The following is a 25939-nucleotide window of genomic DNA, read 5'->3' as shown; positions in this document are numbered from 1 at the left end:
AGTACAACAGGAGAAACATCATGGCTTATCGGAATGGAATCTTTGCAGTGCTCGCTCTCGCTATGAGCTCGCTCGCTCTGGCCGCGATGGTATCGACGGATGCGTATTCACTGGCGGCGCAAAGCGAAGCCAGTGCTTATAGCGCCCTGACCCATGAAGTGGGCGGGGTCGCCCTGTTGTGCCTGAACGACACGGTACTTGATGCTGCCGTGCAGCCGGTGGTGGCGCAATGAGCGTTGCCGGCACCGCGATCGAACTGGCTCCTGGCCAGGCGCTGAAGATACGCGACATCCAGGTCCAGGGCGCGCAGGATGCGCTCGGCGCGCGCGTCTACACGGCTGGCGTGCCGGGCGCCAAGCAGGCCAGCCTGATCGTCTTCTTCCATGGCGGCGGTTTTGTCGACGGCGACCTGGACGATGCGGACGACTTCCTGCGCTGCCTCGTGCTGAGCAATCCCGACCACGTGGTGCTGGCCGCGAACTATACACTGGCGAAGGTGCGGCCGTTCCCCGCCGCCGTGGAAGACGCGCACGCCGTGCTGCTGTGGGCAAAAAAGAACAAGTCCAAGCTGGGCTGGACGGGCAAGCAGATGTTGGTATCGGGCATCGAGGCGGGCGCCAATCTGGCCGCCGTGTGCGCCATGATGTCGCGTGACCGGGGCGGACCTCCCCTCGCGGGCCAGGTGCTGATCATGCCCATGCTCGATCCCGGTCTGTCGACGTGTTCGATGCGCCACTTGCCGAGCTGCCCGGACCTGGCGGAGGTGGCCGATCAATGCGCCGCCGCCTACCGTGGCTACCTGCCGAATGCCGCTGACCGTAGCCATCCGTACGCGTCGCCATTGCAGTCGAGCCGCCTGAAGAATCTGCCGCCAGCGCTCATCCTTTCCAGCGAAGACGACCCATTGCGCGACGAGGCTGAACAATACGGCAGCAAATTGATTGCCTGCGGCATCAAAACCACCGTGCGGCGCATGGCCGCCGCGCCGCTGCAGGATGCGGGCGCCCGCAATGAGTGCGCCTGCAAGGTGCAGGTATTGAGTGAAATCGCCAGCTTTGTCGCTGGACTGGGGCAGGAGCCCGAGTCATGACGCCGCCATCCGCGGTACCGCAAAATAATTACACTAATCAGTTTACTTTTTAAGTTTCGGTTGCTACACTATGCAGTGTAGTTCCCATCTTGCCTGAGTTGTGCGTTCGCACAGCCAGCTTTGTCGTCCCCGTCCGCTTTCCAAGCAGCTGGCGGCCTGTTTACCTTTGATCGAGCGCCGTCGGGCGCCATGGCACCACCATTCACTCTTTTTAGCTGGGTTGCTTCCTGCCGCCCATACCATTAGAAATTTTCATAAAACAGGGAAATAAAATGAAAAACGTTCAACAATTTTCCACTCTGCTGAAGCCCCTGGCTGCCTCGCTCGCGCTGGCAGGACTGGTGGCCGTGAGCCTGGCTGGCTGCGATTCGGCCAATAGCAAGGTGCCCGACGCGCCAGCGGCCGGCGGCCCGCCCATCTCGGCCGCCACCGTCGTTGAAAAACAGATCACGGAAACGCAGGAATTCTCGGGTCGCCTGGAAGCGATCGAGCGCGTGGAAATCCGCTCGCGCGTTGGCGGTTTCATCACGGCCGTCAATTTCAAGCCGGGCAGCGAAGTGAAAAAGGGCGACGTGCTGTTCGTCATCGATCCGCGCCCATTCCAGGCCGAAGTGTCGCGCGCCGAAGGCACTGCCGCCTCGGCCCGGGCCAAGGCGGAACTGGCCAAGCTGGAACTGTCGCGCGCTGAAAAGCTGTTGGCCGAAAAAGCCATCGCCCAGCGCGAATTCGATGAAAAAGCGTCGGGCCTGAAAGAACTGGACGCGAATGTCCGCTCGGCGCAAGCCGCGTATGAAGCGGCGAAACTGAATCTGTCGTACACGCAGGTGCAGGCGCCGATCAGCGGCCGCGTCAGCAAGGCGGAAATCACCGTCGGCAACCTGATCGACGCGTCCGCCATCCTCACTTCGGTGGTCTCGACGGACCGCATCTACGCCAGCTTCGACGGCGATGAAGATACATATCTGCGCGTGGCCGGCACGGCGCAAAAGGGCACGCCCGTCACCGTCAAGGTAGGCCTGGCCAACGAAACGGGCTTCCCGCACGAAGGCAAGCTGGAATTCGTCGACAACCAGCTCGACCCGGCCACGGGCAGCGTGCGCATGCGCGCCACCTTCGCCAACGCCGAGCGCCAGCTGGTGCCGGGCCTGTTCGCGCGCATCCAGCTCGATGGCGGCAACGGCCCGCAGGCGCAAGGCACGGCCCTGTTGATCAGCGACCGCGCCGTCGGCACGGATCAAAGCCGCAAATACGTGTACGTGGTGGGCGCCGACAACAAGGCCGAATACCGCGCCGTCAAGCTGGGCCCGACTTCGGACGGCTTGCGCGTGGTGCGCGAAGGCTTGAAGGCGGGCGAGAAAATCGTCGTCAACGGCTTGCAGCGCGTGCGCCCGGGCGCCCCGGTGACGCCGCAGATGGTGGCGATGGATTTCGATCCGACCGCGCCTGCCGCTCCCGCCAAACCTGAAGCAGCCAAGATCGCCGCGAAAGCAGCATCGACTTCCAAGGAATAAACATGAACTTTTCCCGCTTTTTCATCGACAAGCCGATTTTCGCGGCGGTGCTGTCGATCGTCATATTCGTGGCCGGGCTGCTGTCGATTTTCGGCCTGCCCATCTCCGAATATCCTGACGTCGTCCCGCCATCCGTGGTGGTGCGCGCGCAGTACCCGGGCGCCAATCCGAAAGTAATCGCCGAAACCGTGGCCGCGCCGCTCGAAGAGCAGATCAACGGCGTTGAGAACATGCTCTACATGTCCTCGCAAAACACGTCCGATGGCGCGATGATGCTGACCGTGACCTTCAAGATCGGCACCAACGTCGAGCAGGCCGAAACGCAGGTGCAGAACCGCGTGCAACGCGCCTTGCCGCGCCTGCCCGAGGAAGTGCGCCAGATCGGCGTGACGACCGTCAAGTCCTCGCCCAACCTGACCATGGTGGTGCATCTGGTCTCGCCAAACAAGCGCTATGACGATATGTATTTGCGTAACTACGCGGTGCTGAACGTCAAGGATCAACTGGCCCGTTTGCCCGGCATGGGCGACATCCAGATCTTCGGCGCCGGCGACTACGCCATGCGCATCTGGCTCGACCCGCAAAAGGTGGCGGCGCGCGGCATGACGGCCAATGACGTCGTCGACGCGATTCGCGAGCAGAACGTGCAGGTGGCCGCCGGCGTGATCGGCGCCTCGCCAGCGAAGAACTCGGACTTTCAGCTGACCGTCAACACCCAGGGCCGTCTGCAGACGCCCGAGGAATTCGGCGCCATCATCGTGCGCACGAATGCCGACGGCGCCGTGACGCACCTGAAGGACGTGGCGCGCGTGGAAATGGGCGCCAACAGCTACTCGCTGCGTTCGCTGCTGAACAATAATCCGGCCGTCGGCATGGGTATTTTCGAAGCGCCGAACGCCAACGCGCTGCAGCTGTCTTCCGACGTGCGCTCCAAGATGGAGGAACTGAAAAAAGACTTCCCGCAAGGCGTGGAATACCGGATCGAGTACGACCCGACGCAGTTCGTGCGTTCGTCCATCGAAGCCGTGATCCATACCCTGCTCGAAGCGATTGCCCTGGTGGTGCTGGTGGTGATCATCTTCCTGCAAACCTGGCGCGCATCGATCATCCCGCTGCTGGCCGTTCCCGTCTCCATCGTCGGCACCTTTGCCGTGATGCTGGGCTTTGGCTTCTCGATCAACACGCTGTCGCTGTTCGGCCTCGTGCTGGCCATCGGTATCGTCGTCGATGACGCCATCGTGGTGGTGGAAAACGTCGAGCGCAATATCGAAGAGGGCTTGTCGCCGCGCGACGCCACCATCCAGGCCATGAAAGAGGTCAGCGGTCCTATCGTCGCCATCGCCCTGGTACTGTGCGCCGTGTTCGTGCCGATCGCCTTCGTGCCTGGTTTGTCGGGCGAGTTCTATCGCCAGTTCGCGCTGACCATCGCCATTTCGACCGTGATCTCCGCTTTCAGCTCGCTGACCCTGGCGCCAGCCCTGTCGGCCGCGCTGCTGAAACCGCACGATGCGCCGAAAGACGCGCTGACGCGCGGCATGGACGTGGTCTTCGGCCGTTTCTTCGCCTGGTTCAACCGCTTCTTCGGCCGCGCTTCGCACCGCTATGAGGCGGGCGTAAAAGGCGTGTTGGGCCGCAAGAGCGCTTCGCTGGGCGTGTATGCGCTGCTGGTCGTTGCCGCCATCTTCACCTTCAAGTCCGTGCCGGCCGGCTTCGTGCCAGCGCAGGACAAGCAGTATCTGGTGGGCTTTGCGCAATTGCCTGACGCCGCGTCGCTGGACCGCACGGAAGATGTCGTGCGCCGCATGTCCGACGTCATCAAGTCGGTGCCTGGCGTCGAATCGACCATCGCCTTCCCCGGCCTGTCGATCAACGATTTCACCAATGCGCCGAACGCCGGTATCGTGTTCGCCACCCTGAAACCGTTCGACGAGCGCACCAGCAAGGAATTGTCGGGCGGCGCCATCGCGGCCGAGATCAACAAGCGCCTGGGCGGTATCCAGGACGCCTTCATCATGGTCTTCCCGCCACCGCCGGTCAACGGCCTCGGCACCATCGGCGGCTTCAAGATGATGATCGAAGACCGCGGCAATCTCGGTTACGACGCGCTGTACAACGCCACCCAGGCGCTGGCCGCGAAAGCGTACCAGACGCCGGAACTGGCGGGCGTGTTCTCGGGCTACCAGATCAACGTGCCGCAGCTGTTCGCCGACGTCGACCGCGTGAAAGCCAAGCAGATGGGCGTGCAGCTGCAAACGATTTACCAGACCTTGCAGATCAACCTCGGTTCGCTGTACGTCAACGACTTCAACCAGTTTGGCCGCACCTACCAGGTGCGCGTGCAGGCCGATGCGGCGTTCCGTTCGCATGCGCAGGATATCGCGCAGCTGAAGGTACGCAACGACAAGGGCGAGATGATCCCGCTGTCGTCGCTGATGCGCGTCAAGGACAGCTATGGCCCGGACCGCGTGCAGCGCTACAACGCGTATGCCGCAGCCGACTTCAATGGCGGCGCCGCCCCTGGCGTATCGAGCGGCCAGGCGCAAGCGGCGCTGGAACGCATCGCCAAGGAAGTGCTGCCGCAGGGGATTTCGTATGAATGGACGGAGCTGACCTACCAGGACATCTTGTCCGGCAATACGATGATCTATGTGTTCCCGCTGTGCGTGCTGCTGGTGTTCCTGGTGCTGGCCGCCCAGTACGAAAGCTGGACATTGCCGCTGGCCGTGATCCTGATCGTGCCGATGTCGATCCTGTGCGCACTGTTGGGCGTGAAACTGACCGGCGGCGACAACAACGTGTTTACCCAGATCGCGCTGTTCGTGCTGGTGGGGCTGGCGTCGAAGAATGCGATTCTGATCGTGGAATTTGCCCGCGAACTGGAAGAGCATGGCCGCACCGTCGTGCAAGCGGCGCTGGAAGCGTGCCGTCTGCGTCTGCGTCCGATTCTGATGACGTCGATCGCCTTCATCATGGGCGTGGTGCCCCTGGTGTTCTCGAACGGCGCCGGTTCGGAAATGCGCCATGCCATGGGCGTGGCGGTCTTCGCCGGCATGCTGGGCGTGACCTTCTTCGGCCTGTTCCTGACGCCTGTGTTCTATGTATTGCTGCGCACCCTGGCGCAGCGTTTTGAGAAAAAACCAGCCGCCGTTGCCGCCAAGCCTGTCGCCGCGCCAGCGCTGGACCTGGAAGGAGATATATATTGAAAACCAAGGAAATCATCTGGCGCGTCAAGCCCGTGCTGACCGCCATGGCCGCCGCAGTCCTGCTGGCCGCCTGCGCGGCGCCCGAGTTCAAGCAGCCGCAGATCGAGACACCGGCCGCGTTCAAGGAAGCGCAAACCTTGCCCGCCGTGCAGACGGCGGCCGACGGCACGCGCTGGAAGCAGGGCGTGCCGGCCGAACGCCAGGCGCGCGGCGAGTGGTGGCTGGCTTTCAATGATCCGGCTTTGACTGGCCTGATCAACGAAGCCACGCAAGCGAATGCCAACCTGGCCGTCGCCGCCGCCCGCGTCAAGCAGGCGAGGGCGATTGCCGGCATCGCCGAAGCGGACCGCATCCCGCAAGTGGGCGTGAACGTGGGCGGCCAGCGCAACCGCGCTTCCGCCGTGTCGCTCGGCTTGCCGAACGGCGCTCCGGTGGCGGCCACGAATGTCTACCAGGCCAACCTGACGGCCAGCTACGAAGTCGATCTGTTCGGCCGCGTGGCGTCGAACGTCAGCGCCTCGCGCAGCGATGCGCTGGCCGTGGAAGCGACTTACCGCTCGGTGCTGCTGTCCTTGCAGGCCGACGTGGCGCAGACCTACTTCCAGCTGCGCGCCACGGACGCCGAACTGGCGACCCTGGAACAGACGGTGCGCCTGCGTGAAGAAAGCGTGCATGTGAACCAGCGCCGCTATGACCTGGGCGACATCGGCGAGTTCGACCTGTCGCGTGCCCGCACGGAGCTGTCGACCGTGCGTGCCGAAGCCATCGGCCTGCAGCGCCAGCGCGCCACCAGCGAACATGCGCTGGCCGTCCTGCTGGGTAAACCTGCCGCCAGCTTCACGGCGACCGTCAATCCGCTGCAGGATAGCGGCTTCCTGCCCGTGATCCCGGCCGGCATGCCGTCTTCCTTGCTGGAACGCCGTCCCGACATCGCGTCGGCACAGCGCACCATGGAAGCGTCGAATGCGCGCATCGGCGTGGCGAAATCGGCCATGTTCCCGGCCTTGACCTTGAACGCCTCCGGCGGCGGCGCGTCCGATACCTTCTCGGACATCTTCAAGTGGAGCAGCCGCTCCTGGCTGCTGGGCGCCCTGATGTCGATGCCGATCATCGACGGTGGACGTAATAAAGCTGCCGTGAGCCGCAGCGAAGCGCAGCTGGAAGAGTCGGTGGCGACGTATCGCCAGAGCGTACTGGTGGCCTTCGCCGAGGTGGAAGACAACCTGGCCGGCCTGCGCATCCTGTCGGGCCAGACGCAGCAGATCGACGAAGCCGTCGTCTCGGCGCGCCGCTCGGCCGACCTGGCGCAAAAGCTGTACGACGCTGGCCGTTCCAGCTACCTGGACCTGCTCGACGCGCAGCGCAACCTGGCGGCCATCGAGCGCAACGCCGTGCAATTGCGCGGCAACCGCGCCGTCACCACGGTGGCGCTGATCCGCTCCCTGGGCGGCGGCTGGGGCGAGACGGAGCCGCAGGTCGCGGCCAACTAGTTTCCGGTCCGCGGCGATAAGCCTGTCGAAAACGGCGTCGTGCTTTGCACGGCGCCGTTTTTTTATGGTTGGCGCAGGTCGGCTCAGCGCTGTAGGTCGGCTTAGCGCGCAGCGCGTAAGCCGACAACACCCGCGCCCTCAATCCAGACAAGACCAGCCAAATCAGTTGAATCCGTTTGCGGACAGGCCGCGTAAATACTCCTGCAATCACGCAAACGCAGTCATCCAGGAGATACCATCATGCGCACCTTCGTTCCCGCAGCACTGTTCATCACTTCCATGCTGGCCGCCGGCGCTCCGTTTGCCGCCGACAAGACGACCATGGTCGGTGGCCAGAGCATGTATCCGTCCAAGGACATCGTCGACAACGCCGTCAATTCGGCCGACCACACGACCTTGGTCGCCGCCGTCAAGGCGGCAGGCCTGGTCGATACCCTGAAAGGCAAGGGCCCGTTCACCGTGTTCGCGCCGACGAATGCGGCCTTCGGCAAGCTGCCGGCCGGCACCGTCGAGACCCTGGTGAAGCCGGAAAACAAGGCGACCCTGACGAAAATCCTCACCTACCACGTGGTGCCCGGCAAATACGACTTCAAGGCGCTGGCCAAGGAAATCAAGATGCATGACGGTAAAGCCACCTTGCCTACGGCCAGCGGCGGCAAGCTGATGTTCGCCATGAACGGCATGCACAACATCGTGGTGATGGACGAGGGCGGCAACAGCGCCAACATCAGCACCTATGACGTGTACCAGTCGAATGGCGTGATCAATGTGATCGACTCGGTGCTGATGCCACAATAAGCGGACGAAAAAAAAGACAGGGAAAACCCTGTCTTTTTCATTTATGCGCCGCGATTACTTGGCTGGCGTTGCTGGTACTGCCGGCACTGCTGGTTCCGCAGGCGTCGCCTTGTCGGCTGGCGCGGCTTTCTTCGCCTTGTGATGCTTGGCTTTCTTGTGCGTCGCTGGCTTGACGGCTGCTGCCGGTGCTTCAGCCTTGACGACAGGGGCGACGACAGGAATCGGTGCCACTGGAGCGACTGGCGCGACGGCTGGCGTCTGGGCGAAAGCGGCGGTGGCGAACAGGCCGGCGATCAGGGTGGCGATGACTTTTTTCATGATGAGATCCTTGGTATGTGTGGTCAGTAAAGGGTGTCTGAATTACTTGGCTGCTGCTGGTGCCGCTTCGGCGGTGGCCGATGCCAGCTTTTCGTCAGCCTTGGCCTTGGTTTTCTTGGCCTTGTGGTGTGCCTTGGCTTTCGTGGTAGCCGCTTCCGCTTTGGCGCTGGCGACTTCCGTTTTTGCGGCGACGACTGCTTTCGCTTCTTTGGCATCCGCTTTGACGACGGCTTGCGCTTCCTTGGCATCGGCTTTCACGACGGCCTTGGTGTGGGCCGCTTCCACTTTGGCCGGTACCGAGGCTGCCGGAGCGGCCGCAGGTGTTGCCGGGGTCTGGGCGAAGGCTGCGGTTGCGAACAGGCCGGCGATCAGGGTAGCGCTCAGGTTGAAAATGCGTTTTTTCATGGTGCAGTCCTCAGTGGTGGTTTGTCTGGTATGTCTGTTCGTGCCGGGATGTTTCCCGTGTCACTGAGCATAAAACGCGCCCCGGAAGCTTGCCGTTGACCTTGTTTACACTTTCTTACAATCGGCTGATTTAAACGACGTTAATTGAAGAAGGCGGCGTAAAAATGCAAAAAGACAGCCGAAGCTGTCTTTTTGCATGGCGCATGAAACGCGCTGTATGGATTATTTGGCTGCTGCCGCGGTCGCTTCAGTTTTGGCTTCGTCAGCTTTGGCCTTGGCTTTTTTCGCTTTGTGATGGGCTTTTTCCTTGGTGACTTTGGCGTCGGCCTTGGCGCTGGCAACATCGGCTTTCGCATCGGCGACGACGGCCGCTTCCTTCGCATCGGCTTTGACTACGGCCTTGGTTTCCTTGGCTTCCGCCTTTGCCACTTCCTTGGTGTGCTTGGCTTCGGCCTTGGCAGGCGCGGCTGGCGTTTGAGCAAAGGCTGCGGTAGCGAACAAGCCGGCGATCAGAGTAGCGGTCAAGTTGAAAATGCTTTTTTTCATGGTGCAGTTCCTCGAGAAGTGGGGTTGTAGTTCAGGAGATCAGTCCCCTGTCACTGAGGCAAAAACGCGCCGTGCGGCAATAGCGTTGACACGTTTTTTTCTAATTACAAACACTTACATTTGCCGCGGCAGGCACTCTGTTAGCTGGCGTACCGCGCCATGACCTGCAGCGGACTAGACTCGAAGCCATCGTCACCGCATGGGGCCGCCATGAAAGCCGCCTTGAAAACGTATCAAGCCAAACGCAATTTCGCCGTCACGCCCGAGCCTGCAGGTGGCGACGAGGCTGCAAACGACGTGCTCACCTTCGTCATCCAGAAACACTGGGCCAGCCGTTTGCACTATGACTTTCGGCTGGAACTCGATGGCACGATGAAAAGCTGGGCCGTGCCGAAAGGCCCCAGCTACGACCCGCGCGACAAACGCATGGCCGTGCAGGTGGAAGACCATCCGATTGCGTATGCGAGTTTTGAAGGCACGATCCCCGAGAAACAATATGGCGCGGGCAAGGTCATCATCTGGGATAAAGGGACGTGGCAGCCCCAGACAGCCACGCCCGATGCGTGCAAGGCGCTGGTGGCCGGCGAGCTGAAGTTCACTTTGCACGGCCACAAGATGCATGGCAAATGGGTGCTGGTGCGCATGAACGGCAAGGGAGACAAACGCAGCGAAAAGCAGCCTGCCTGGCTGCTGATCAAGGAAAAAGACGACTATGCGCGGCCGGCAGAGGAATTTTCTGTCGTGGACGAGTTCCCCGACAGCGTCAAGAACAAGGCCATGCCCAAGCGCAAGATGGCTGCCGCGCCGCCGGTTGCCGGGTTGCCCGCCACCTTGTCGCCACAGCTGGCCACCCTTGTCGATGCACCGCCGCCAGATGCGCAAGACTGGATTTTCGAGGTGAAATTCGACGGCTACCGCATCCTCGCGCGTTGCGATGGCGATCATATTGCGTTAATCACGCGCAATGGCAATGACTGGACGGCAAAACTGCCGAAGTTGCGGCGATCGCTGGAACAGTTGAGCTTGCCGCCAGGCTGGTATGACGGTGAAATCGTCGTCAACGACAGCAGCGGGCACCCGGATTTTGGCGCCTTGCAGCGCGCGTTCGACGCGGAAACGACCAGCGAGATCGTGTATTACCTGTTCGACGTGCCGTACTTCGATGGCCACGATCTGCGGGGACAGCCCGTGGAGGCGCGCAGGGCGCTACTGCAAGGGCTGCTGCAGAGCTTGCCCGCGTCGCCCCTGGTGCGCTTCAGCGACGCGCTCGATGCCGCCCCGCAGCGGCTGCTGGAGCACGCCTGCCGCCTGGGGCTGGAAGGGGTGATCGGCAAGCGGCGCGGCGCGCCCTACGTCACGCGCCGCTCGGGTGACTGGATCAAGCTCAAATGCGGACTGCGCCAGGAATTCGTCATCGGCGGCTATACGGCGCCGCAGGGCGCGCGCGAAGGGATAGGTTCGCTGTTGCTGGGCGTACATGATGCGCAGGGCAAGCTGCGCTATGCGGGCAATGTGGGCAGCGGCTTTGACGATGCCAGCCTGCGCGACTTGCGGCGCCGGCTCGATGCGCTGGCTATCGAGACGAGTCCGTTTGAAGGCAAGGCTGGCGGCGTGCGCCAGCCCATCTGGGTCCAGCCGCAACTGGTGGCCGAGGTCGGTTTTGCGCAATGGACCAGTGGCGGTGCCGTGCGCCATGCCGTGTTTCATGGCTTGCGCGAAGATAAAAAGCCGGCCGCCATCGTGCGCGAGCGGGCGCGGCGAGTCGAGAAGGAGAAGACAATGGAGAGCAAATCCATGCCGGACTGTGTCTTGCCGGCCAGTTTCAAGGTCAGCCATGCGGATCGCGTGATCGACGGCGACAGCGGCGCCAGGAAGATTGACCTGGTGTGCTATTACGCGCTGGTGGGCAAGCTGATGCTCGTACACCTGCGCGGGCGCCCCGTGTCGCTCGTGCGTGCACCCGCTGGCGTCGGGGGCGAGCTATTTTTTCAGAAACATGTTGATACTTCGACAATGCCAGGCATCAAACAGCTCGATGCACGGCTGGACCCGGAACACCCGCCCATGCTGGAAGTGGCCAGCCTGCAGGGCTTATTGTCGGCGGCGCAGTGGAATGTGGTGGAATTTCACACGCAAAACGCGCTGGCCAGCGCCTACGACACGCCGAACCGCCTGGTGTTCGACCTGGACCCGGGCAAGGGCGTGGCCTGGCCCGCCATTCGCGAAGCGGCCATGCTGCTGCGCGCCGTCCTGACGGAACTGGGCTTGCCCGCCTGGCTGAAAACCAGCGGCGGCAAGGGCTTGCACGTGGTCGTGCCGATCCGGCCCAAGCACGACTGGGATACGGTAAAAGCGTTTTCGCAAGCCATCGTGGCGCACATGGCGCAGCATATCCCGGAGAGGTTTGTCGTCAAGAGCGGTCCCGCGAATCGCGTCGGCAAGATTTTCATCGATTATTTGCGCAACGGCCGGGGCGCCACCACCGTGTGCGCGTGGTCGGCCCGCACGCGCTCGGGACTGGGCATTTCCGTGCCGCTGGCCTGGGAGGAGCTTGACGAGCTGGCGGCGGGCGACCAGTGGAACGTGGGCAATGTGCACAGCCGTCTCGGCGTGGGCAATACCCCGTGGGACGGCTATGCGCGCAGCGCGAAAGGCCTCGACGCGGCCATGAAAAAGCTGGCTTTTAGGCCTCCGGCTTGAGCGGCAGAGTGGCGCGCGCCAGTTGCAGCGCTTCCTCGATGGCAGCGTTGAGCTGGGGAATCTCGACGGGTTTGGTCAGGTAGCGGAAAAAGCCCGAGGCCAGGCCATGCCGGATGTCGCCCTTCATGGCGTTGGCCGTCAGGGCGATGACGGGGATATGCGCCGTGCGCGCATCGTTGCGCAGGATGCGCTGCGCCTGGTTGCCATTCATGCCGGGCAGGTTGATATCCATCAGGATGACGTCGGGATGGCGTTCCAGCGCCAGCGCGATGCCCTGGCGCGCGTCGGTGGCCGAGATCATGCGCAGGTGGGGCAGGAAGCTGACGATGTCTTCCACCAGGCGCAGGCTGGCCGGATTGTCTTCCACGTACAGCAGCAGCGCCTGGCCGCTGGCGTCGTCCCCGGCGTCGCCGGCAGGCTCGGATAGCCCCTCCGTATCCAGCGGCATGCTCTCGGGCGGCGCGGCCATGGTGTCGAGTTCGATCCAGAACACGCTGCCCTCGCCAAGGCAGCTGTGCACGCCCATGCGTCCGCCCATCAGTTCGACCAGGCGCTTGGTGACGACCAGGCCGATGCCCGTGCCTTCTTCGCTGCCGGCCTCCTGCCCCAGGCGGTTAAACGGCTGGAACAGTTCGGCCATCTGCGCGTCGTCCAGCCCCTTGCCCGTGTCGCGGATGGCGATGCGCACGCACAGCGCATCGGGCTGCGAAATTTCCAGCTCCACCTTGCCGGCCGGGCGGTTGTACTTGATGGCGTTCGACAGCAGGTTCAGCAGCACTTGCTTGAGGCGCGTATGGTCGGCCCTGAGCGTCAGCGGTTCGCAGGCTGGAAAGATCAGGTGGATCTGGCGCTGCTGCGCCTGTTCTTCCACCATCACGCGCACTTCCTCGATCAGCGCGGGCAGCGTCACCGCTTCCATCGACAGGCTCAGGCTGCCCGATTCGATCTTCGCCAAGTCGAGGATTTCATTGATCAGGGTGAGCAGGTGGCGGCCCGAGGTGACGATGTTTTGCACGAAGGTGCGTTTTTGCAGCACGGTGGCGGGCAAGGCTTCGTTGGCCAGCAGCTGGGCAAAGCCGAGGATGGCGTTCAGCGGTGTGCGCAGCTCGTGCGACATGCTGGTGAGAAAACGGTCCTTCGCCTGGCTGGCCCGCTCGAGTTCGACTTTCTGTTCGTTGAGCGTGCGTTCGATGCGCTTGCGCTCGGAGATGTCGCGGATGGCCGACGACACGAGCACGCCTTCGTCCGTTTCCAGCGGCGACAGGCTGATTTCGACGGGGAATTCGGTACCGTCGCGGCGCAAGCCGTACAGTTCCAGTCCTGCGCCCATGGAGCGGGCGCGCGGCGCCGTGGAAAACGCATGGCGGTGGCGCGGATGGTCCATCGCGTAGCGGGCCGGGATCAGCACTTCCACATTGCGCCCGAGCAACTCCGCGCGCGAGTAGCCGAACAGACGTTCCGTCTGCGAGTTGACGAGCACGATCTCGCCATCGCCGTTGACGATGACGATGGCGTCCGGCGCCGATTCGAGCAGGCCGCGGAACTTCTGCTCGGCGCGGCGGCGGTCGCTGACGTCGCGGATGGCGCTGATGACGAAGGTGCCGATTTCCGTCTGGATGGGCGACAGGCTGATTTCGACGGGAAACTCGACGTTGTCCTTGCGCAGGCCCAGCAACTCCAGGTCGGCGCCCATGGTGCGCGTGCGGGGCTGATCGAAATAGCGCGCGCGGTGCGCCACGTGCGAATGGCGCAGCCGTTGCGGCAGCAGGCTATCGATTTGCCTGCCGTTCAATTCGCCTTCCGCGTAGCCGAACAGGCGCTGCGCCTGCTGGTTGGCCAGCACGATGGCGCCCGTGGCATTGACCATGATGACGCTGTCCGGCGTCGATTCGAACAGCACGCGGTAGCGCACCTCGACGAACTGGGCGTCGCGCGCCGCCTTCAGCAAGGTCGTGTCCTTCATGGTGGAAATCAGGTAGCGGGGCGCATCCGCCCCGGCCTGTGCGACCTGGCACGCGACATCGACGTGGATGAGTTCGCCATCCTTGCGCCGCCGCAGCGATTCGCGGTCGTAGCTGCCATGCAGGGTCAGCTGCTCGTCGATCAGCGGGGACGCTTCGGCCTGTCCGGGCAAGGAGATCAGCTCCCACAGCGTGCGGCCCAGCGCTTCGTCGCTGGCATAGCCGAAAATGCGCTGGGCACCCACCGTCCAGCGCACGACGACGTGATCTTCGTTCGTGATGACAACGCCGCCAGGGGCGCCGCTGAGGATAAGCTGATCTAACTCGGCATCCATTTTTTCCGCACGCGTGACAGGGCTTGCCGGCTGGCAGGCCTGTGCATAACGTAGCGAGAAGCCTGATCAAAGTCAATGCATTTATTATTGACGCTGCTCCCGGGCCGGGTGGAGTGGTTCAGGCTGCCTTGCGCCTCGATGGCGCTGGTTTGCGGGCAGTGGACGAGGCCGCGCGCTTGCGGGCCGGCGCGGCGGGCGCTTTCTTGCCCAGGCTTTGCTGCAGCAGGGCGACCAGGTCGATCACATTGCTGCCGTGTTCCTCTTCCCGTTCGGGTGCGGGCGGCGTGATGGTCTTGGTCTGTTTCGCCTTGATTTTCTTCTTGACCAGCGCCAGTACGTCTTCGCGGTAGCTGTCGTGGTATTGCCCGGGTTCCCACGCTTCGCTCATGCCTTCGACGAGCGACAGGGCCATTTTGAGTTCCTTGTCGGAAATGCCGGCCGCCTTCAGGGTGCTGGCGGGCAAGTCCAGGTCGTCCGTGGATCGGATTTCATCGGCGTAGCGCAGGGTGTTGAGCACGATGGCGTCGCCGACGCAGACGAGCGCGCACAAATGCTGTTTGGTGCGCATGACCACGCTGGCGATACCCACTTTATTCGCCTTTCGCAAGGTTTCGCGCAGCAGCGCATAGACTTTTTCGCCGCCCGTGGCGGGCAGCAGGTAATACGGGTGCTCGTAAAAGGTCAGCGGCACCTCCGCCGCATCGACAAAGGTAAAAATATCGATGGTTTGCGTGGCCTTCACGTTCGCCTGCCTTAAATCCTCGTCGGACAGCACCACGTACTCGTCCGTCTTGTATTCATAGCCCTTGATGATGTCGTCCCACTCGACTTCCTTGCCCGTCTGCTTGTTGTAGCGCTTGTAGCCGATGGGCGCGAAGTCACGCCGGTCCAGCATGGACAAGTCCAGTTCGTGGTCGAGGCTGGCAGAAATCAGCTCGACGGGAATGTGCACGAGGCCGAAGCTGATGGCGCCTTTCCACAGTGCGCGCGCCATGCCCTAGTCCCCCACGCTGCCGGTGACGGGCAGGACGATGCCGCTGATGTAGCTGGAACAGGCGGGCGAGGCCAGGAAGACGTAGGCGGGCGACAGTTCCTCGGGCTGGGCCGGGCGGCGCATGTCCGTGTCCTGGCCGAATTTTTCGATCTCCTCGGGCGACTTGTCGGCCGGATTGAGCGGCGTCCAGACGGGGCCGGGTGCGATGGCGTTGACGCGGATGCCCTTGTCGAGCAGGTTGCCGGCCAGCGCCATGGTAAACGCATGGATGGCGCCCTTGGTGGTGGAATAGTCGAGCAGGTGTTTCGAGCCCTGCAAGCCCGTCACGGACCCCGTGTTGATGATGGAAGCGCCCCGCTGCAAATGGGGCAGCACGGCCTTGGCCATGTGAAAGTAACCGTAGACATTGGTCTTCATGGTGAGGTCGAAGCGTTCTTCGCTCAGTTCCAGCAGGGATTCGGCGTGTTCCTGGAAGGCGGCGTTGTTGACCAGCACGTCGATGTGCGTGAATCTCTCCAGCACCTGGCTGACGGCTTGCTGGCAAAAGCCCTGGTCGCGCACGTCGCCGGGAATCAAGAGGCAGCTCTGGCCTTCCGCCTCCACGTAGCGCTTCGTTTCGTTGGCGTCCGCATGTTCGTTCAGGTAAATGATGGCGATATCGGCCCCTTCGCGCGCGTACAGCACGGCCACGGCGCGGCCGATGCCCGAATCGCCGCCCGTGATGACGGCCACCATGCCGGCCAGCTTGCCGCTGCCGCAGTAATCGGGCGCCAGGAAGCGCGGTTTCAATTCCATCTGCCCTTCGATGCCCGGCTTGTCCAGGTGCTGGGCGGGCAGGGGCGGGACGGGCTGGCTGCGGTGGCCCGTCTGCACGGGCTGCTTGTTTTCCTTGCCTGGCTTGGCGGCGTCGCGGCCATCCTGCTCCTGCTGGATGGCGCGCTGCAAGTTGCCGGCGGACTGGTCCTTGTTTTCGTTCATGCTGGCCTCCCTGGAAACGAAGACCCAGTATCGGCGCGGCGCCGCCATCAAACGGTGCGCTTGCTAACAGAGTGGCGCAAACGGGCGTAAAGTTATATGATGATTGACATAAATGTAGGAGGGCAGCATGAAAGTGAGCAGGGAGCAGGCGGCGCTGAACCGAGAGCGCATCGTTGACGTGGCGGCAAGATTGTTCCGCGAAAAGGGCTATGACGGCATCGGCGTGGCCGACCTGATGAAGAACGCGGGCCTCACGCATGGCGGCTTCTATGGCCATTTCGCGTCCAAGGAAGACTTGATGATCGAGGCGTGCCAGCATGCCCTGGAGAAATCGCTGGAAGGCTGGCGGGCGAAGGTCGCCAGCGAACCGCAGCGGGCGCTGCCGGCGATTATCGACAGCTATCTGACCACCCGGCACCGGGACCAGCCCGGCACGGGCTGCCCGGCGGCGGCCATGGGCGCGGACGTGGCGCGCATGTCGCGCGGCGCGCGCCCCGCATTTACGCAAGCCACGCGGCAACAGTTCGCGCTGCTGGAAGGCTTGTTGCCGGAAGGCGCGCCGGCAGAGCGGCACCGGCAGGCCATTGCCACGTTTGCCGCCATGGTGGGCGCCATGGTGCTGGCCCGTTCCGTCGATGACGAAGCGCTGTCGATGGAAATCCTCGATGCCGTGAAGGCGCAATTGCTGCCAGACTGATCGCGTTCCCCCTGTCAGCCGGCCTCGTCGCATGATAGGCTTCGGTTTTCAGATTTTGGGATCGCATCATGCTGCTTTGGCTCAGGCAATACCGGCGTCCTCTGTTGGCCGGGGACATTACCGCCGGTATCGTTGTCGCCATGATGATGGTGCCGCAAGGCATGGCCTACGCGCTGGTGGCCGGCTTGCCGCCCGTGGTCGGCATCTACGCCAGCATCCTGCCGCCCGTGCTGTACGCCTTGTTCGGCAGCAGCATGACGCAATCGGTGGGCCCCATGGCCATCGTCTCCCTGATGACGGCCGCCGCCCTGGCGCCGCTGGCCGACCCCGGTTCCTCGCTGTATATCGTGCTGGCCGCCCAGCTGGCCTTCATCAGCGGCCTCGTCCTATTGCTGTGCGGCGTGCTGCGGCTGGGCTTCATGGCCAGCTTTTTGTCGCGTCCCGTGATCAGCGGTTTCAGCAATGGCGCCGCGATCCTGATCATCTGGGGCCAGATCACGCCCCTGCTGGGCGCCACCTGGCCCCATTGGCACACGCCCAGCCTGGTGCTGGGGCTGGGCGGCCTGCTGTTCCTGTGGCTGGCCAAGCGCTATCTGGCGCGCCTGCTGCAGCGCTGCGGCTTGAATAAAGTCGCCGCCGACGTGGGCGCGCGCCTGGCGCCGATGGCGCTCGTGCTGGCCGGCATCGCGCTCGTCGCCTATGGCGGCCTGGCAGCGATGGGCGTGCAGACGACGGGTCACGTGCCCAGCGGCTTGCCGGGCCTGAACCTGGCCACCTCGAGCGCCCATTGGCGCACCTTGCTGTCGCCGGCGCTCTTGATCGCCTTCATCATCTTTTTGATGAGCATGTCCGCCGCCCAGACCCTGGCGCAAAAGCGCGGCGAAAAGCTGCATACGAACCGCGAACTGCTGGGCCTGGGCGCGGCCAACGTGGCCAGCGCGCTGTCGGGGGGCTTCCCCGTCACGGGTTCCATTTCGCGTTCGGCCGTCAATTTCCAGGCGGGCGCCAACACGCCCCTGGCCAGCATCATCACGGCGGGCCTGCTGGCGCTGGCGCTGGTGGCGCCCACGGGCTGGCTGGCCCTGCTGCCGCTGCCCGTGCTGGCGGCCACCATCATCTTTGCCGTCAGCAGCCTGCTGGACTGGGATACCTTGAAACTGTCGTGGCGCTACGACCGCAGCGATGCGCTGGCCCTGCTGGCGACGACGGCCGGCGTGCTGGTGCTGGGGGTGGAAGCGGGCGTCGTGATCGGCGTGCTGCTGTCGATGGGCACCCTGATCTGGCGCGCCAGCCGCCCGCACATCGCCGTGCTGGGGCGCATTCCGAACAGCGAGCACTTCCGCAACGTGGAGCGCTACGAAGCGCAAACCTTGCCCGACGTCTTGCTGCTACGCATCGATGCGGGCCTGTTCTTCGGCAATGTGGAAGCGGTCACGGAGCGCGTGGAAGACGAGCTGCGGGGGCACCCGACGGCGCGCCACCTGGTGCTGGTGCTGTCGGCTGTCAATCAGATTGACAGCACGGCCTTGCTGGGCTTGATCGAACTCAACAGCGCGCTGGCCAAGCGCGGCATCAGCCTGAACCTGGCCGAAGTGAAAGGACCCGTGATGGACCGCCTGCGCCAGAGCAGCCTGCTGCAAGACCTCAGCGGCAAGCTGTATCTGAGTACGGCCCTGGCGACGAACGATTTAAGTGGAGAAAACGCGTGAGCATGGAACTGAATCTGCACGGCGAGCCGCGCATGGTGGATGGAATTGTCGCGCTGGAACAGGCGCTGATGGAAGCGCGCGCGCTGGCCCAGTGCGAGCTGTGGCTGACCATGGCGGCCGATGCGGACCAGGGCCCGGCCCTGTGTATGCTGCGCAATGGCGGCAATGCCTGGCTGATGTATCTGTCGGGCCAGGATGAGCTGAGTTTTCACTCGCTGGGCGACGAGGACGCCGACGGCGTTTGCAGCTATCTGCTGGCCAATGGCCAGGTGGATGAATATCCGGAAGCCTGGTGCGTGGACGTGGAACACTGCCGGCGTGCCTTTGCCGCATTTTTCAGGACGGGCGGCGCGCGGCCGGCCGCCATCGCCTGGGAGGCGGATTGACATGCCGCACACCATCATCGCCGACATCGACACAGACTTGCTCGCCGCGCTGGAGTCCGGGTCAGGTTTGCTCACGCTGCGCGCCATCCTGCTGCGCTACAAGGCCAGCGACGTGACGGCGGCGCAAGTGGCCGGTTTGCTGCAGGAACTGCGTCCTGCCACGCAGGAAGGCCCGCTGGAAGACGTGATACTCGATGCCCTCGACATCGTGACGGGCTGGTGCGCGCCGCATCTGCGGGTATGGGACGGCGTAGGGGAAAGTAGTGCATCCTGAAAAGTTCAAGCAGGTAATGGGCTTGCCGTCCGCCGAACGTCATGGCTGTGCGCCAGCGGCGACTGGGAACATTCCAGCCGCGCGCCATCGCGCTCGGCGATTTTTTTGACCGACTGGCCGCGCCAGCATCGCGGCGCCAGCCGATTTACTGAGGCATTTACAGCATGAGGCAGAACAATATGAATGAAGGGAAGGAGCGCCTGGACGCCTGGTACGACGGCTCTGCCATCTGCCTGATCGCCGTCGGCGCGCACGGCGACCCGCTGGACCTGGGCGACGACGAAGTGCGCGCCCTGATCGCCAAGCTGCAGCAATGCCTGGCCGAGTCCGAGGCAGGCGCGGTGCCTGATTGAAGGTTCAGGCCGCCGCCAGCGCCTTTTCCATCGCCACGCTGGCCAGGCTGATGCCGCTCGGGTGCGCATACGCCTCCGCGCGCAAGGCAACAAAACCTGCAGCCCGGTAAAACGGCTCCGCATTGAGCGAGGCGGACAGGTGCAGGCGCACTATGCCGCGCTGGCGCGCCAGCTGCTCCAGCGCCGCCAGCAGGCGCTTGCCGATACCGAGTCCCGCGCGCGCGGGATCGACGAAGACGGCATCGACTTCCTGCTTGTCCGCATCGAGCATGGCATAGCCGGCGATGGCTTCGTCCTGCATCGCCACGATGCCGCCGCCGGCAGCCAGCATGGCGCCATACGATGCCGGCACGGGCGAGGCCGTCCACGCGGTGATCTGTTCCGGCGCATAGTGCGTGGCGCAACTGACGCGCACGGCCACCGTGCGCAGGGCCCACAGGGCGTCGATGTCGGAGGGCAGGGCGGGGCGCAGGGTAATGGGCATGGGGGCTTTCCGGGCAAAAGGAGTATGCTAGCGCAATGGCTGGCATGGCGCCAGCATGAGCTTATTCAGCTGTCACTGCGCCGGCTTGTCCGGATCGATGTAATACGAGCCCGGCGGCGCACCCGGCACTTTCACGCGGAACTTCAGGCCGGACAGCAGCTTGTCCCACAAGGCGATCGCTTCCTCGTCGGTTAGCGACGATGCTTCGGCGGCGCCGACCATGTTGTGGGCGACTTTGGTGTACATCTTGACTTCCAGCACAGATGGATTTGCGATGTCTTTCGGTTTGCCTACCAATGCCCATTCAAAATCATGTACTCCATCAGGGCGCAGGATGAGTGACTCTTCCCCCTTCCAATGCTGAACGTCCCGCTTCCCTTCGCGTAACAAGTTCCGCTTGGGATAAGTCGCCCCCTGTATGTCTTTTGCACTCTGTATGCGGTTGAGCAAAGATAATTCGCTACGCAGTCGCTTCTCAAATTCTTCTGAAGAGTAATCGCCGTATGCATCCTTATTAGAACTCACCGAAAAAGTTATATCAGGGATACTTGGGAAATGAATTCCGACGTTGTCAATCTCTTGCTCTTTATATAAATTTTCTGCCAGGAAGCCATGTTCGAAGCAAACCCCAGCATCTGAAGGAATTTCGTCCGTATCACGCAGCCGTATGTTTTTTGCGAGAAGCAGCTGTCGACGAGCAATTTCTTCTTCTCGTTCCCCGATATCCACATCTACAGCATCTCCAGCAATAAATGTAAAATCTCCTTTTGTAATATAAGTTTTAAAAAATAGAAATTTCATTTCCTTTGCATGAATGCTATTGTAATAGCGCAATTGCCAACTATTTTTAATTGGGCCTTCAAGGTTGTATGTGATTTCTGCGCTCTTATTTCTTTTAAAAATTTCTTCTATGTCTTTTTCTATTTTAAAATGTAAATTATTTATTGTTATTTTTTCCACGTCAATAGTATTGCTTCCAATAATAAGTTTTGATTCGACTGGAACTTCCAAAGCATAGCGGCCGAAACATAATAATTTAGTTTTTGAAAACATTTTTTCTAATCGCCCATTCAATTTCGTTTTTTTGGTCATAATTTCCTCCTTAATCATAGAATTTTTTGTGCAAGCAATTATAGGGAAAAATATGAAAATTATTAAAATATATTTAATAAAAATTGATTTCATTTTTTATCCCAATTTGCTAATTTTGCGATTTGAATTATGGAGTAAAGCATAGATGCAAGCACGTTTTTGTTCAAGTAACTATTTTGGTGTTCATAGCCGCTACCATCTGCTAATCCATGACGAAAAATATTTCCTGTAATATGGCGGGCAGACCGGATTGCTGGAACTGTTTCATCTCCAAGCTCTTTTGCAGGCTGCAACTTGAGTTTTAGTATGCGTGATCCAGTTTGAACGGTTAGGATTCCTTTTGCATCATCGTTGATTAGTTTCCATTTCTCTGCATGAGGAGGCGTAAATTTCTTAAAAAAATCTGTCAGTCCACCACCCATGCCGTCAGTAACTTTGAAGATTACCTCGCCATAAGATAGGTAGTCTTTTGATTCGCAGTAACTAGCGTATGTTTGTTTGTGGAAGTATTTTTCGATGGACTGTGAAAATGCAAAAGCATCTTTTATTCGCTGGGTTACATTTTTTAGTCCGCCACCTTTTTCATGGGAAATGTTTGCTGGATTCACCCACATTGGATTAATAAGGCGCCACCAATTACTGCTTGGTCGTAGATAAATGCTATCGAGTGCGTTCTGACCTTCTTGCGGCCAGCTCCATAAAATTCGATCTTTGTCGTCCACGACTTTGAGCCAATTCGCGCCGTAGGCAACGCTCGGCATCATTTCCAATGCAGCTGGAGCATTTGCTACCATTGCAGTTGCATGCTCTCCGTCAATTCCCAGAACTTGTGCCGTCTTTTTATTGAATGGGCCAGATTTTTCCAGAAAACCGAAGCGCATACGTTTATAGGCGCTTGCGGCACCTATCGACGGCATGACGTTATGATAGACGCCAAGTACTTTTACTTCCTTGTCGTTAACAAGATTTCCATAACTTGGATGCATTAAGGTGCGGGCAAGTAGACCTCCCATGCTATGTGTGACGAGAATGACCTCTTCGCATTTGAATCCGCAGCCCACATAGCCTTTGACAAGTCCACGTATCCGCTCAGCGATGACGCCGGCGGAGATAGCATTGCTCTGCAAGAAGTTGTAGCCCATGGCGTGAACAGGATACCAGCATGGAGATATTTTTTTTAGATCAGTCTCTGTAATTGCAGTACCGGATGTGGCACCGAAGGCGCTGGGTGCTTGTAGCACTAATTTTGAAATTTCAGGATATGGACCTTGATTTTTCTTGGAGTGAATATCTCTTATCTGCCAATGGGGAAGAATATTTTTGTCTCTGACAATGTTATTCATGAAAAATTCCGCAGTCTTTAGCATTTCACCATAAGCCCCAATAAAAAGTATCTCGCTCCAGCCGCGCCAACGTGCAATTTGTGCCGGTGTTTCACGCAAGGCTGGGGGTAAGGAGGTATCTACTATTCCTGGAATGTTGTACTTTGCATTCTCTTTTATTTTTCTTGGACTAATGGCAATCAATGGCGGCACTCCAGCAAAATCATGTGGAATGTTGGTGTGACGAAAATCGGAAAGTCCTGTGATGTTGCCACTTGGTTCAAATCTTCCTTGATTTGTGCTGTAAATATAATATTCGACCTCGGTTTCATTTGGGTCGAGGGCCATCTGTCGATCTCTCGGTGATGCATTTTTATACCATCCACCGATGCCATAACCTTCTACGACACTCCATTTTCCGGCCACGCTCATCATGTCATCTGGCCTCCAGGAGATGTTATCGCTTTTGTCCAGCTCTTTCTGACGTACCTTGCTCATGCGTAAATTACTACCCATCACGCCTGGTAAAAAGATGATAGGAATTATTTTCCCAGGAGGAATGGTTACGTCATGACGAATCGTGTCGTTTATTTCAGTCATATTGACGGTGTACTCAGCCCATCCGCCAACAGTCTGCCGAAATTCGCCTTGGTGATTGCCATGTTCATTCAGATCCGTATCGTCATTCATGGAAGTTCTCCCTTATAGCGTATTGTGTAGCTATCCATGCCGTCTCCTTTCTGTACTGGGGTGTGTCCGTCACTGCTACTCTTTTCACTGATTCTGTGGCCATCTTCGCGTATTAACTCAAAAGCTATATCGGGAGCGGGTGTGCCATCGACTTGCAGCAGTCGAACGGCCTGATCAAAACGCGCTACTGGCCTCTCATTAAATTCCTGCGATACGCTCTTCGGCGCCAGGGTTTCCAGGTTGCCGTTGAAGAGCACGGGCGAGGAGGTGAAGAACTGCACCTTGTCGCTGATTTCCAGCATGTGGTTGGCGCCGTGCAGGCGTACGCCTTTCTTGCCCTTGATGTTGACCCAGTCCGCTTCGCTGATCAGCGACAGCACTTTCCGGGCGAGGATTTCCACCTCGTCGCTGTGGGCCTCGATGGCTACCTTGCCGCTGGCGGCGATCAGTTTCATGCCGGCCTTGTGCACGAACAGGCTGAAGCTTTTGGCGATGCTGGCAAACATGCTGTCGCCGCTGGCGAGTGAAATATGCTTGCTGCTGGTGAGCGCTACATGCTCGCTGGCGGCCAGGTGGATGGACTGGGCCGTGCTCAGTTCGATACCGGCCGGACTGGCCAGTACCAGATGTGGTTCGGACAGCTCCGGGAAATCGCCGCCACCTCCCTTGATAGCGGCGTTTTGCCGCTGGATGGCGTCGGCCACGGCACCCTGTTGCGCGGTACTGTCTTGCGCGCCTGCGTCGACGGCCGTGCCGGCCAAGCCTTGCTGTAGTTGGCGTGCCTGCGCCAGGCGGGACTGCGTTTCGTCGAGCTGTTTGATCGAAGCGGCGCTTGCCGGTGTTTCTGTGGTGATCAGCATGCCTTTGGCGGCGCGCAGGGCGCCCCAGGCATTGCTGGCCAATTCAAAACCCGCGCCGCGCGCTTCCTTGCGGCCGGCGTTGTCGTCGATGCGGGTGATGTTGCCCAATGACAGCCGGCTATCCTGGTGCTCGCTGCGCAACTGTGCCTGGATCGCCCCCTTGGTATCGTCGAGTACCAGGTGGTTGGCGCTGCGGGCGCCCAGTTCGCGGCTGCGCACGCCGGACAGGGCCCGCTGCTGCGGCAGTTGCCACGGCGGCGGATTGGCGCTGTTGTAGACGACGCCGATGACGATGGGGTGGTCGATATTGCCGTCCTGAAATTGCACGACGACTTCCTGGCCCACGCGTGGCAAGGCGATCTGTCCCATTTGCGCTCCCGCCATCGGCATCATGACGCGTATCCATGGCGAGCTGCGCTCATCGAATTTGCCCAGGCGGTCCCAGTGAAATTGCAGGCGGATGCGTCCCAGGGCATCGGTATGGATGTCTTCCCCGGCCGGCCCGACCACCAGTGCCGTCTGCACACCGGCAACGAGGCAGGGCGTGCTGTTGTAGCCGCGCCCCGGGCGCCAGCGGATGTCCCGCCGCACGCATACCAGCGTGTTCGCATAATCCGATGGCGCGCTGGGGCCCGCTTGATAATTGTTGCTGGCGCTATGCTCGACTGACAGGATCAGGTACTCGCGTTCGGCGATACTGTCCGGACGCTCCTCGCCAGGCTGATAGCGCTTTTCCTCGGCGCTGAAATGTCCATCGAGCCGGAAACAAAGGCCGGGCTGTGCGCCACGGTGATTGCCTGCCGCCTCGAAATACTGGCGCAGATGGTCGCTTTCTTCCATGCGGCGCTGTGCCAGGGATTCCCCGTCATCGACATTCCTATAACCATAGGCGCCCGTGTTTTCATACAACTCGTGCGCAAAGACATCGCCCTGGCGATTCAGCGAGTAGCCGCTGGCAAGGCGTGGCTGCGGATTTTTATAGTCGAAACTGGCCAAGGTCAGTTGCCCGGAGCCGATCCGGCGCACGGCTTGCCATTGTTGCAGGCCGTCGTCTTCCAGGGAACCCGACTCGGAGTGAAAGCGCATGGCGCCGTCGCCGGATGTCGTGGCGATCATGCCAGCCAGGGTGCTGTTGTCCGCAAGCCACAAGGTATGGCCATCGGCGCGGTGCTCGTACCAGTAATGCCAGCCGAGCGCCTCCCAGCGCCGGTGCAGGTGGTTGTAGTCGGTTTCATTGTGCTGGTTGGCGCAGGTGATTTGCGGATCGTCGCCATGGATGCTGGTTTTCCAGTCGCGCTGCCCGTAGTGCGCAAATGTCGTTTCGGTCAGCTGCATTACGCTTTGGCCATGGAAGGACACATTGTCCTGGCGCAGCCGGGCGAAGGCCAGCCATGGTTGCAGCACCATCCGGTACCACGCAAAGCCGCCATCGGCGCGCAGCAGGCAAAACTCGCCCACATAGCCGTTAAAGTAGCGTAGCGTACCATCGTCGCGCACCATGGAAATGGTCACCATGCGGCCCATCATGGCCTTGAGCGCGATATGCGCATCATCGGACAGCAATTCGACCTCGAAACGGAAGTCGCGCGATACCTCCTCCCTGGCGGTCAGCGAATTGACCAGCAGGATGGCGCCGGCTGGCCCATCTTCATGGGGGAAGTCGACCTTCAGCAGGCGCCGCTCCTGCGCGGCGAGGTCGAAGGCCGACAGTGCCGCCTGGATGCTTGCATGCATGACCTGCCT

General features: G+C 61.0%; 22 protein-coding genes. 12 read left to right on the top strand and 10 right to left on the bottom strand.

Going from position 1 to position 25939, the window contains the following annotated elements; genetic code table 11:
* Positions 1-62: 62 nt before the first annotated feature.
* The 6 genes from IGS55_RS14755 (at position 63) to IGS55_RS14730 (ending at position 8092) form a co-directional block, all read left to right on the top strand.
* On the top strand, positions 63-233 hold the full coding sequence (locus IGS55_RS14755) for a hypothetical protein (protein WP_230516271.1): 171 nt from the start codon (positions 63-65) through the stop codon (positions 231-233).
* Positions 230-1090, top strand: a complete 861-nt coding sequence (locus IGS55_RS14750; RefSeq protein ID WP_230516270.1) for an alpha/beta hydrolase — start codon at positions 230-232, stop codon at positions 1088-1090. Before IGS55_RS14755 ends, IGS55_RS14750 begins: the two co-directional genes overlap by 4 nt.
* A 272-nt stretch (positions 1091-1362) precedes the next feature.
* Entirely contained in the window at positions 1363-2601 is a 1239-nt protein-coding gene (locus IGS55_RS14745; RefSeq protein WP_230516269.1) for an efflux RND transporter periplasmic adaptor subunit, read from the top strand.
* A gap of 2 nt (positions 2602-2603) precedes the next feature.
* Entirely contained in the window at positions 2604-5804 is a 3201-nt protein-coding gene (locus IGS55_RS14740; protein ID WP_230516268.1) for an efflux RND transporter permease subunit, read from the top strand.
* Between the two features lie 44 nt (positions 5805-5848).
* The gene (locus IGS55_RS14735; protein ID WP_230516411.1) at positions 5849-7294 is read left to right on the top strand and encodes an efflux transporter outer membrane subunit; all 1446 of its coding nucleotides are present in this window, start codon (positions 5849-5851) and stop codon (positions 7292-7294) included.
* Between the two features lie 240 nt (positions 7295-7534).
* Positions 7535-8092, top strand: coding sequence for a fasciclin domain-containing protein (locus IGS55_RS14730; protein ID WP_442908162.1), 558 nt, complete (start codon positions 7535-7537; stop codon positions 8090-8092).
* Positions 8093-8146: 54 nt separating this feature from the next.
* Here the strand turns inward: IGS55_RS14730 and IGS55_RS14725 are convergent, their stop codons facing one another.
* From IGS55_RS14725 to IGS55_RS14715, 3 genes are all read right to left on the bottom strand, one after another.
* Positions 8147-8410 carry a hypothetical protein gene (locus IGS55_RS14725; RefSeq protein ID WP_230516267.1) on the bottom strand — a complete coding sequence of 88 codons (264 nt, stop codon included), beginning with the start codon at positions 8408-8410 and terminating at the stop codon, positions 8147-8149.
* A 42-nt stretch (positions 8411-8452) separates the two neighbouring features.
* Positions 8453-8815 carry a hypothetical protein gene (locus IGS55_RS14720; RefSeq protein ID WP_230516266.1) on the bottom strand — a complete coding sequence of 121 codons (363 nt, stop codon included), beginning with the start codon at positions 8813-8815 and terminating at the stop codon, positions 8453-8455.
* Positions 8816-9037: 222 nt separating this feature from the next.
* Positions 9038-9361: a hypothetical protein gene (locus IGS55_RS14715; protein WP_230516265.1), complete on the bottom strand. Its 324-nt coding sequence runs from the start codon at positions 9359-9361 to the stop codon at positions 9038-9040.
* 210 nt (positions 9362-9571) lie between these two features.
* Between IGS55_RS14715 and ligD the strand changes: the two genes are divergently transcribed.
* Positions 9572-12061: a DNA ligase D gene (ligD, locus tag IGS55_RS14710; protein ID WP_230516264.1), complete on the top strand. Its 2490-nt coding sequence runs from the start codon at positions 9572-9574 to the stop codon at positions 12059-12061.
* Here the strand turns inward: ligD and IGS55_RS14705 are convergent.
* The 3 genes from IGS55_RS14705 to IGS55_RS14695 all read right to left on the bottom strand — a co-directional run bounded on the left by IGS55_RS14705 (position 12045) and on the right by IGS55_RS14695 (position 16329).
* On the bottom strand, positions 12045-14357 hold the full coding sequence (locus IGS55_RS14705) for a PAS domain S-box protein (protein ID WP_230516263.1): 2313 nt from the start codon (positions 14355-14357) through the stop codon (positions 12045-12047). The two genes, ligD and IGS55_RS14705, sit on opposite strands and share 17 nt — an antisense overlap.
* Positions 14358-14475: 118 nt before the next feature.
* Positions 14476-15351 (bottom strand): non-homologous end joining protein Ku, encoded by an 876-nt coding sequence (gene ku, locus IGS55_RS14700; protein WP_230516262.1) that lies wholly within the window; start codon positions 15349-15351, stop codon positions 14476-14478.
* Between the two features lie 3 nt (positions 15352-15354).
* Complete coding sequence (locus IGS55_RS14695) at positions 15355-16329, bottom strand: SDR family oxidoreductase (RefSeq protein WP_230516261.1); 975 nt, start codon at positions 16327-16329, stop codon at positions 15355-15357.
* 127 nt (positions 16330-16456) lie between these two features.
* On the opposite strand from IGS55_RS14695, the gene IGS55_RS14690 reads away from it, so the two are divergent.
* The 5 genes from IGS55_RS14690 to IGS55_RS14670 all read left to right on the top strand — a co-directional run bounded on the left by IGS55_RS14690 (position 16457) and on the right by IGS55_RS14670 (position 19748).
* On the top strand, positions 16457-17026 hold the full coding sequence (locus tag IGS55_RS14690; protein ID WP_230516260.1) for a TetR/AcrR family transcriptional regulator: 570 nt from the start codon (positions 16457-16459) through the stop codon (positions 17024-17026).
* A gap of 68 nt (positions 17027-17094) precedes the next feature.
* Entirely contained in the window at positions 17095-18735 is a 1641-nt protein-coding gene (locus IGS55_RS14685; RefSeq protein ID WP_230516259.1) for a SulP family inorganic anion transporter, read from the top strand.
* 2 nt (positions 18736-18737) lie between these two features.
* Entirely contained in the window at positions 18738-19121 is a 384-nt protein-coding gene (locus IGS55_RS14680; RefSeq protein ID WP_230516409.1) for an Imm1 family immunity protein, read from the top strand.
* Between the two features lies 1 nt (position 19122).
* Positions 19123-19395, top strand: a complete 273-nt coding sequence (locus IGS55_RS14675) for a hypothetical protein (RefSeq protein WP_230516258.1) — start codon at positions 19123-19125, stop codon at positions 19393-19395.
* A 179-nt stretch (positions 19396-19574) separates the two neighbouring features.
* A complete protein-coding gene (locus IGS55_RS14670; RefSeq protein ID WP_230516257.1) occupies positions 19575-19748 on the top strand; it encodes a hypothetical protein in 174 nt (57 codons plus the stop codon).
* Between the two features lie 4 nt (positions 19749-19752).
* On the opposite strand, the gene IGS55_RS14665 is transcribed toward IGS55_RS14670, so the two are convergent.
* The 4 genes from IGS55_RS14665 to IGS55_RS14650 form a co-directional block, all read right to left on the bottom strand.
* On the bottom strand, positions 19753-20232 hold the full coding sequence (locus tag IGS55_RS14665) for a GNAT family N-acetyltransferase (RefSeq protein WP_230516256.1): 480 nt from the start codon (positions 20230-20232) through the stop codon (positions 19753-19755).
* Positions 20233-20304: 72 nt separating this feature from the next.
* The gene (locus tag IGS55_RS14660; protein ID WP_230516255.1) at positions 20305-21324 is read right to left on the bottom strand and encodes a T6SS immunity protein Tli4 family protein; all 1020 of its coding nucleotides are present in this window, start codon (positions 21322-21324) and stop codon (positions 20305-20307) included.
* 89 nt (positions 21325-21413) lie between these two features.
* The gene (locus IGS55_RS14655; RefSeq protein WP_121669911.1) at positions 21414-23336 is read right to left on the bottom strand and encodes an esterase/lipase family protein; all 1923 of its coding nucleotides are present in this window, start codon (positions 23334-23336) and stop codon (positions 21414-21416) included.
* A complete protein-coding gene (locus IGS55_RS14650; protein ID WP_230516254.1) occupies positions 23333-25930 on the bottom strand; it encodes a type VI secretion system Vgr family protein in 2598 nt (865 codons plus the stop codon). Before IGS55_RS14650 ends, IGS55_RS14655 begins: the two co-directional genes overlap by 4 nt.
* Positions 25931-25939 lie beyond the last annotated feature (9 nt).

Source organism: Janthinobacterium sp. EB271-G4-3-2, assembly GCF_020858035.1.
Classification (GTDB): domain Bacteria; phylum Pseudomonadota; class Gammaproteobacteria; order Burkholderiales; family Burkholderiaceae_D; genus Janthinobacterium; species Janthinobacterium aestuarii.
Note: the sequence above shows the minus strand (reverse complement) of the source record. Positions and strands in the feature narration are given on the sequence as shown.

Coding starts and splice junctions, on each gene's coding strand:
- IGS55_RS14680 (WP_230516409.1), top strand. CDS start 18,738: ATGGAACTGAATCTGCACGGCGAGCCGCGCATGGTGGATGGAATTGTC.
- IGS55_RS14650 (WP_230516254.1), bottom strand. CDS start 25,930: ATGCATGCAAGCATCCAGGCGGCACTGTCGGCCTTCGACCTCGCCGCG.
- IGS55_RS14715 (WP_230516265.1), bottom strand. CDS start 9,361: ATGAAAAAAAGCATTTTCAACTTGACCGCTACTCTGATCGCCGGCTTG.
- IGS55_RS14665 (WP_230516256.1), bottom strand. CDS start 20,232: ATGCCCATTACCCTGCGCCCCGCCCTGCCCTCCGACATCGACGCCCTG.
- IGS55_RS14745 (WP_230516269.1), top strand. CDS start 1,363: ATGAAAAACGTTCAACAATTTTCCACTCTGCTGAAGCCCCTGGCTGCC.
- IGS55_RS14660 (WP_230516255.1), bottom strand. CDS start 21,324: ATGACCAAAAAAACGAAATTGAATGGGCGATTAGAAAAAATGTTTTCA.
- IGS55_RS14655 (WP_121669911.1), bottom strand. CDS start 23,336: ATGAATGACGATACGGATCTGAATGAACATGGCAATCACCAAGGCGAA.
- IGS55_RS14675 (WP_230516258.1), top strand. CDS start 19,123: ATGCCGCACACCATCATCGCCGACATCGACACAGACTTGCTCGCCGCG.
- IGS55_RS14695 (WP_230516261.1), bottom strand. CDS start 16,329: ATGAACGAAAACAAGGACCAGTCCGCCGGCAACTTGCAGCGCGCCATC.
- IGS55_RS14725 (WP_230516267.1), bottom strand. CDS start 8,410: ATGAAAAAAGTCATCGCCACCCTGATCGCCGGCCTGTTCGCCACCGCC.
- IGS55_RS14750 (WP_230516270.1), top strand. CDS start 230: ATGAGCGTTGCCGGCACCGCGATCGAACTGGCTCCTGGCCAGGCGCTG.
- IGS55_RS14670 (WP_230516257.1), top strand. CDS start 19,575: ATGAATGAAGGGAAGGAGCGCCTGGACGCCTGGTACGACGGCTCTGCC.
- IGS55_RS14720 (WP_230516266.1), bottom strand. CDS start 8,815: ATGAAAAAACGCATTTTCAACCTGAGCGCTACCCTGATCGCCGGCCTG.
- ligD (WP_230516264.1), top strand. CDS start 9,572: ATGAAAGCCGCCTTGAAAACGTATCAAGCCAAACGCAATTTCGCCGTC.
- ku (WP_230516262.1), bottom strand. CDS start 15,351: ATGGCGCGCGCACTGTGGAAAGGCGCCATCAGCTTCGGCCTCGTGCAC.
- IGS55_RS14755 (WP_230516271.1), top strand. CDS start 63: ATGAGCTCGCTCGCTCTGGCCGCGATGGTATCGACGGATGCGTATTCA.
- IGS55_RS14740 (WP_230516268.1), top strand. CDS start 2,604: ATGAACTTTTCCCGCTTTTTCATCGACAAGCCGATTTTCGCGGCGGTG.
- IGS55_RS14735 (WP_230516411.1), top strand. CDS start 5,849: ATGGCCGCCGCAGTCCTGCTGGCCGCCTGCGCGGCGCCCGAGTTCAAG.
- IGS55_RS14730 (WP_442908162.1), top strand. CDS start 7,535: ATGCGCACCTTCGTTCCCGCAGCACTGTTCATCACTTCCATGCTGGCC.
- IGS55_RS14705 (WP_230516263.1), bottom strand. CDS start 14,357: ATGGATGCCGAGTTAGATCAGCTTATCCTCAGCGGCGCCCCTGGCGGC.
- IGS55_RS14690 (WP_230516260.1), top strand. CDS start 16,457: ATGAAAGTGAGCAGGGAGCAGGCGGCGCTGAACCGAGAGCGCATCGTT.
- IGS55_RS14685 (WP_230516259.1), top strand. CDS start 17,095: ATGCTGCTTTGGCTCAGGCAATACCGGCGTCCTCTGTTGGCCGGGGAC.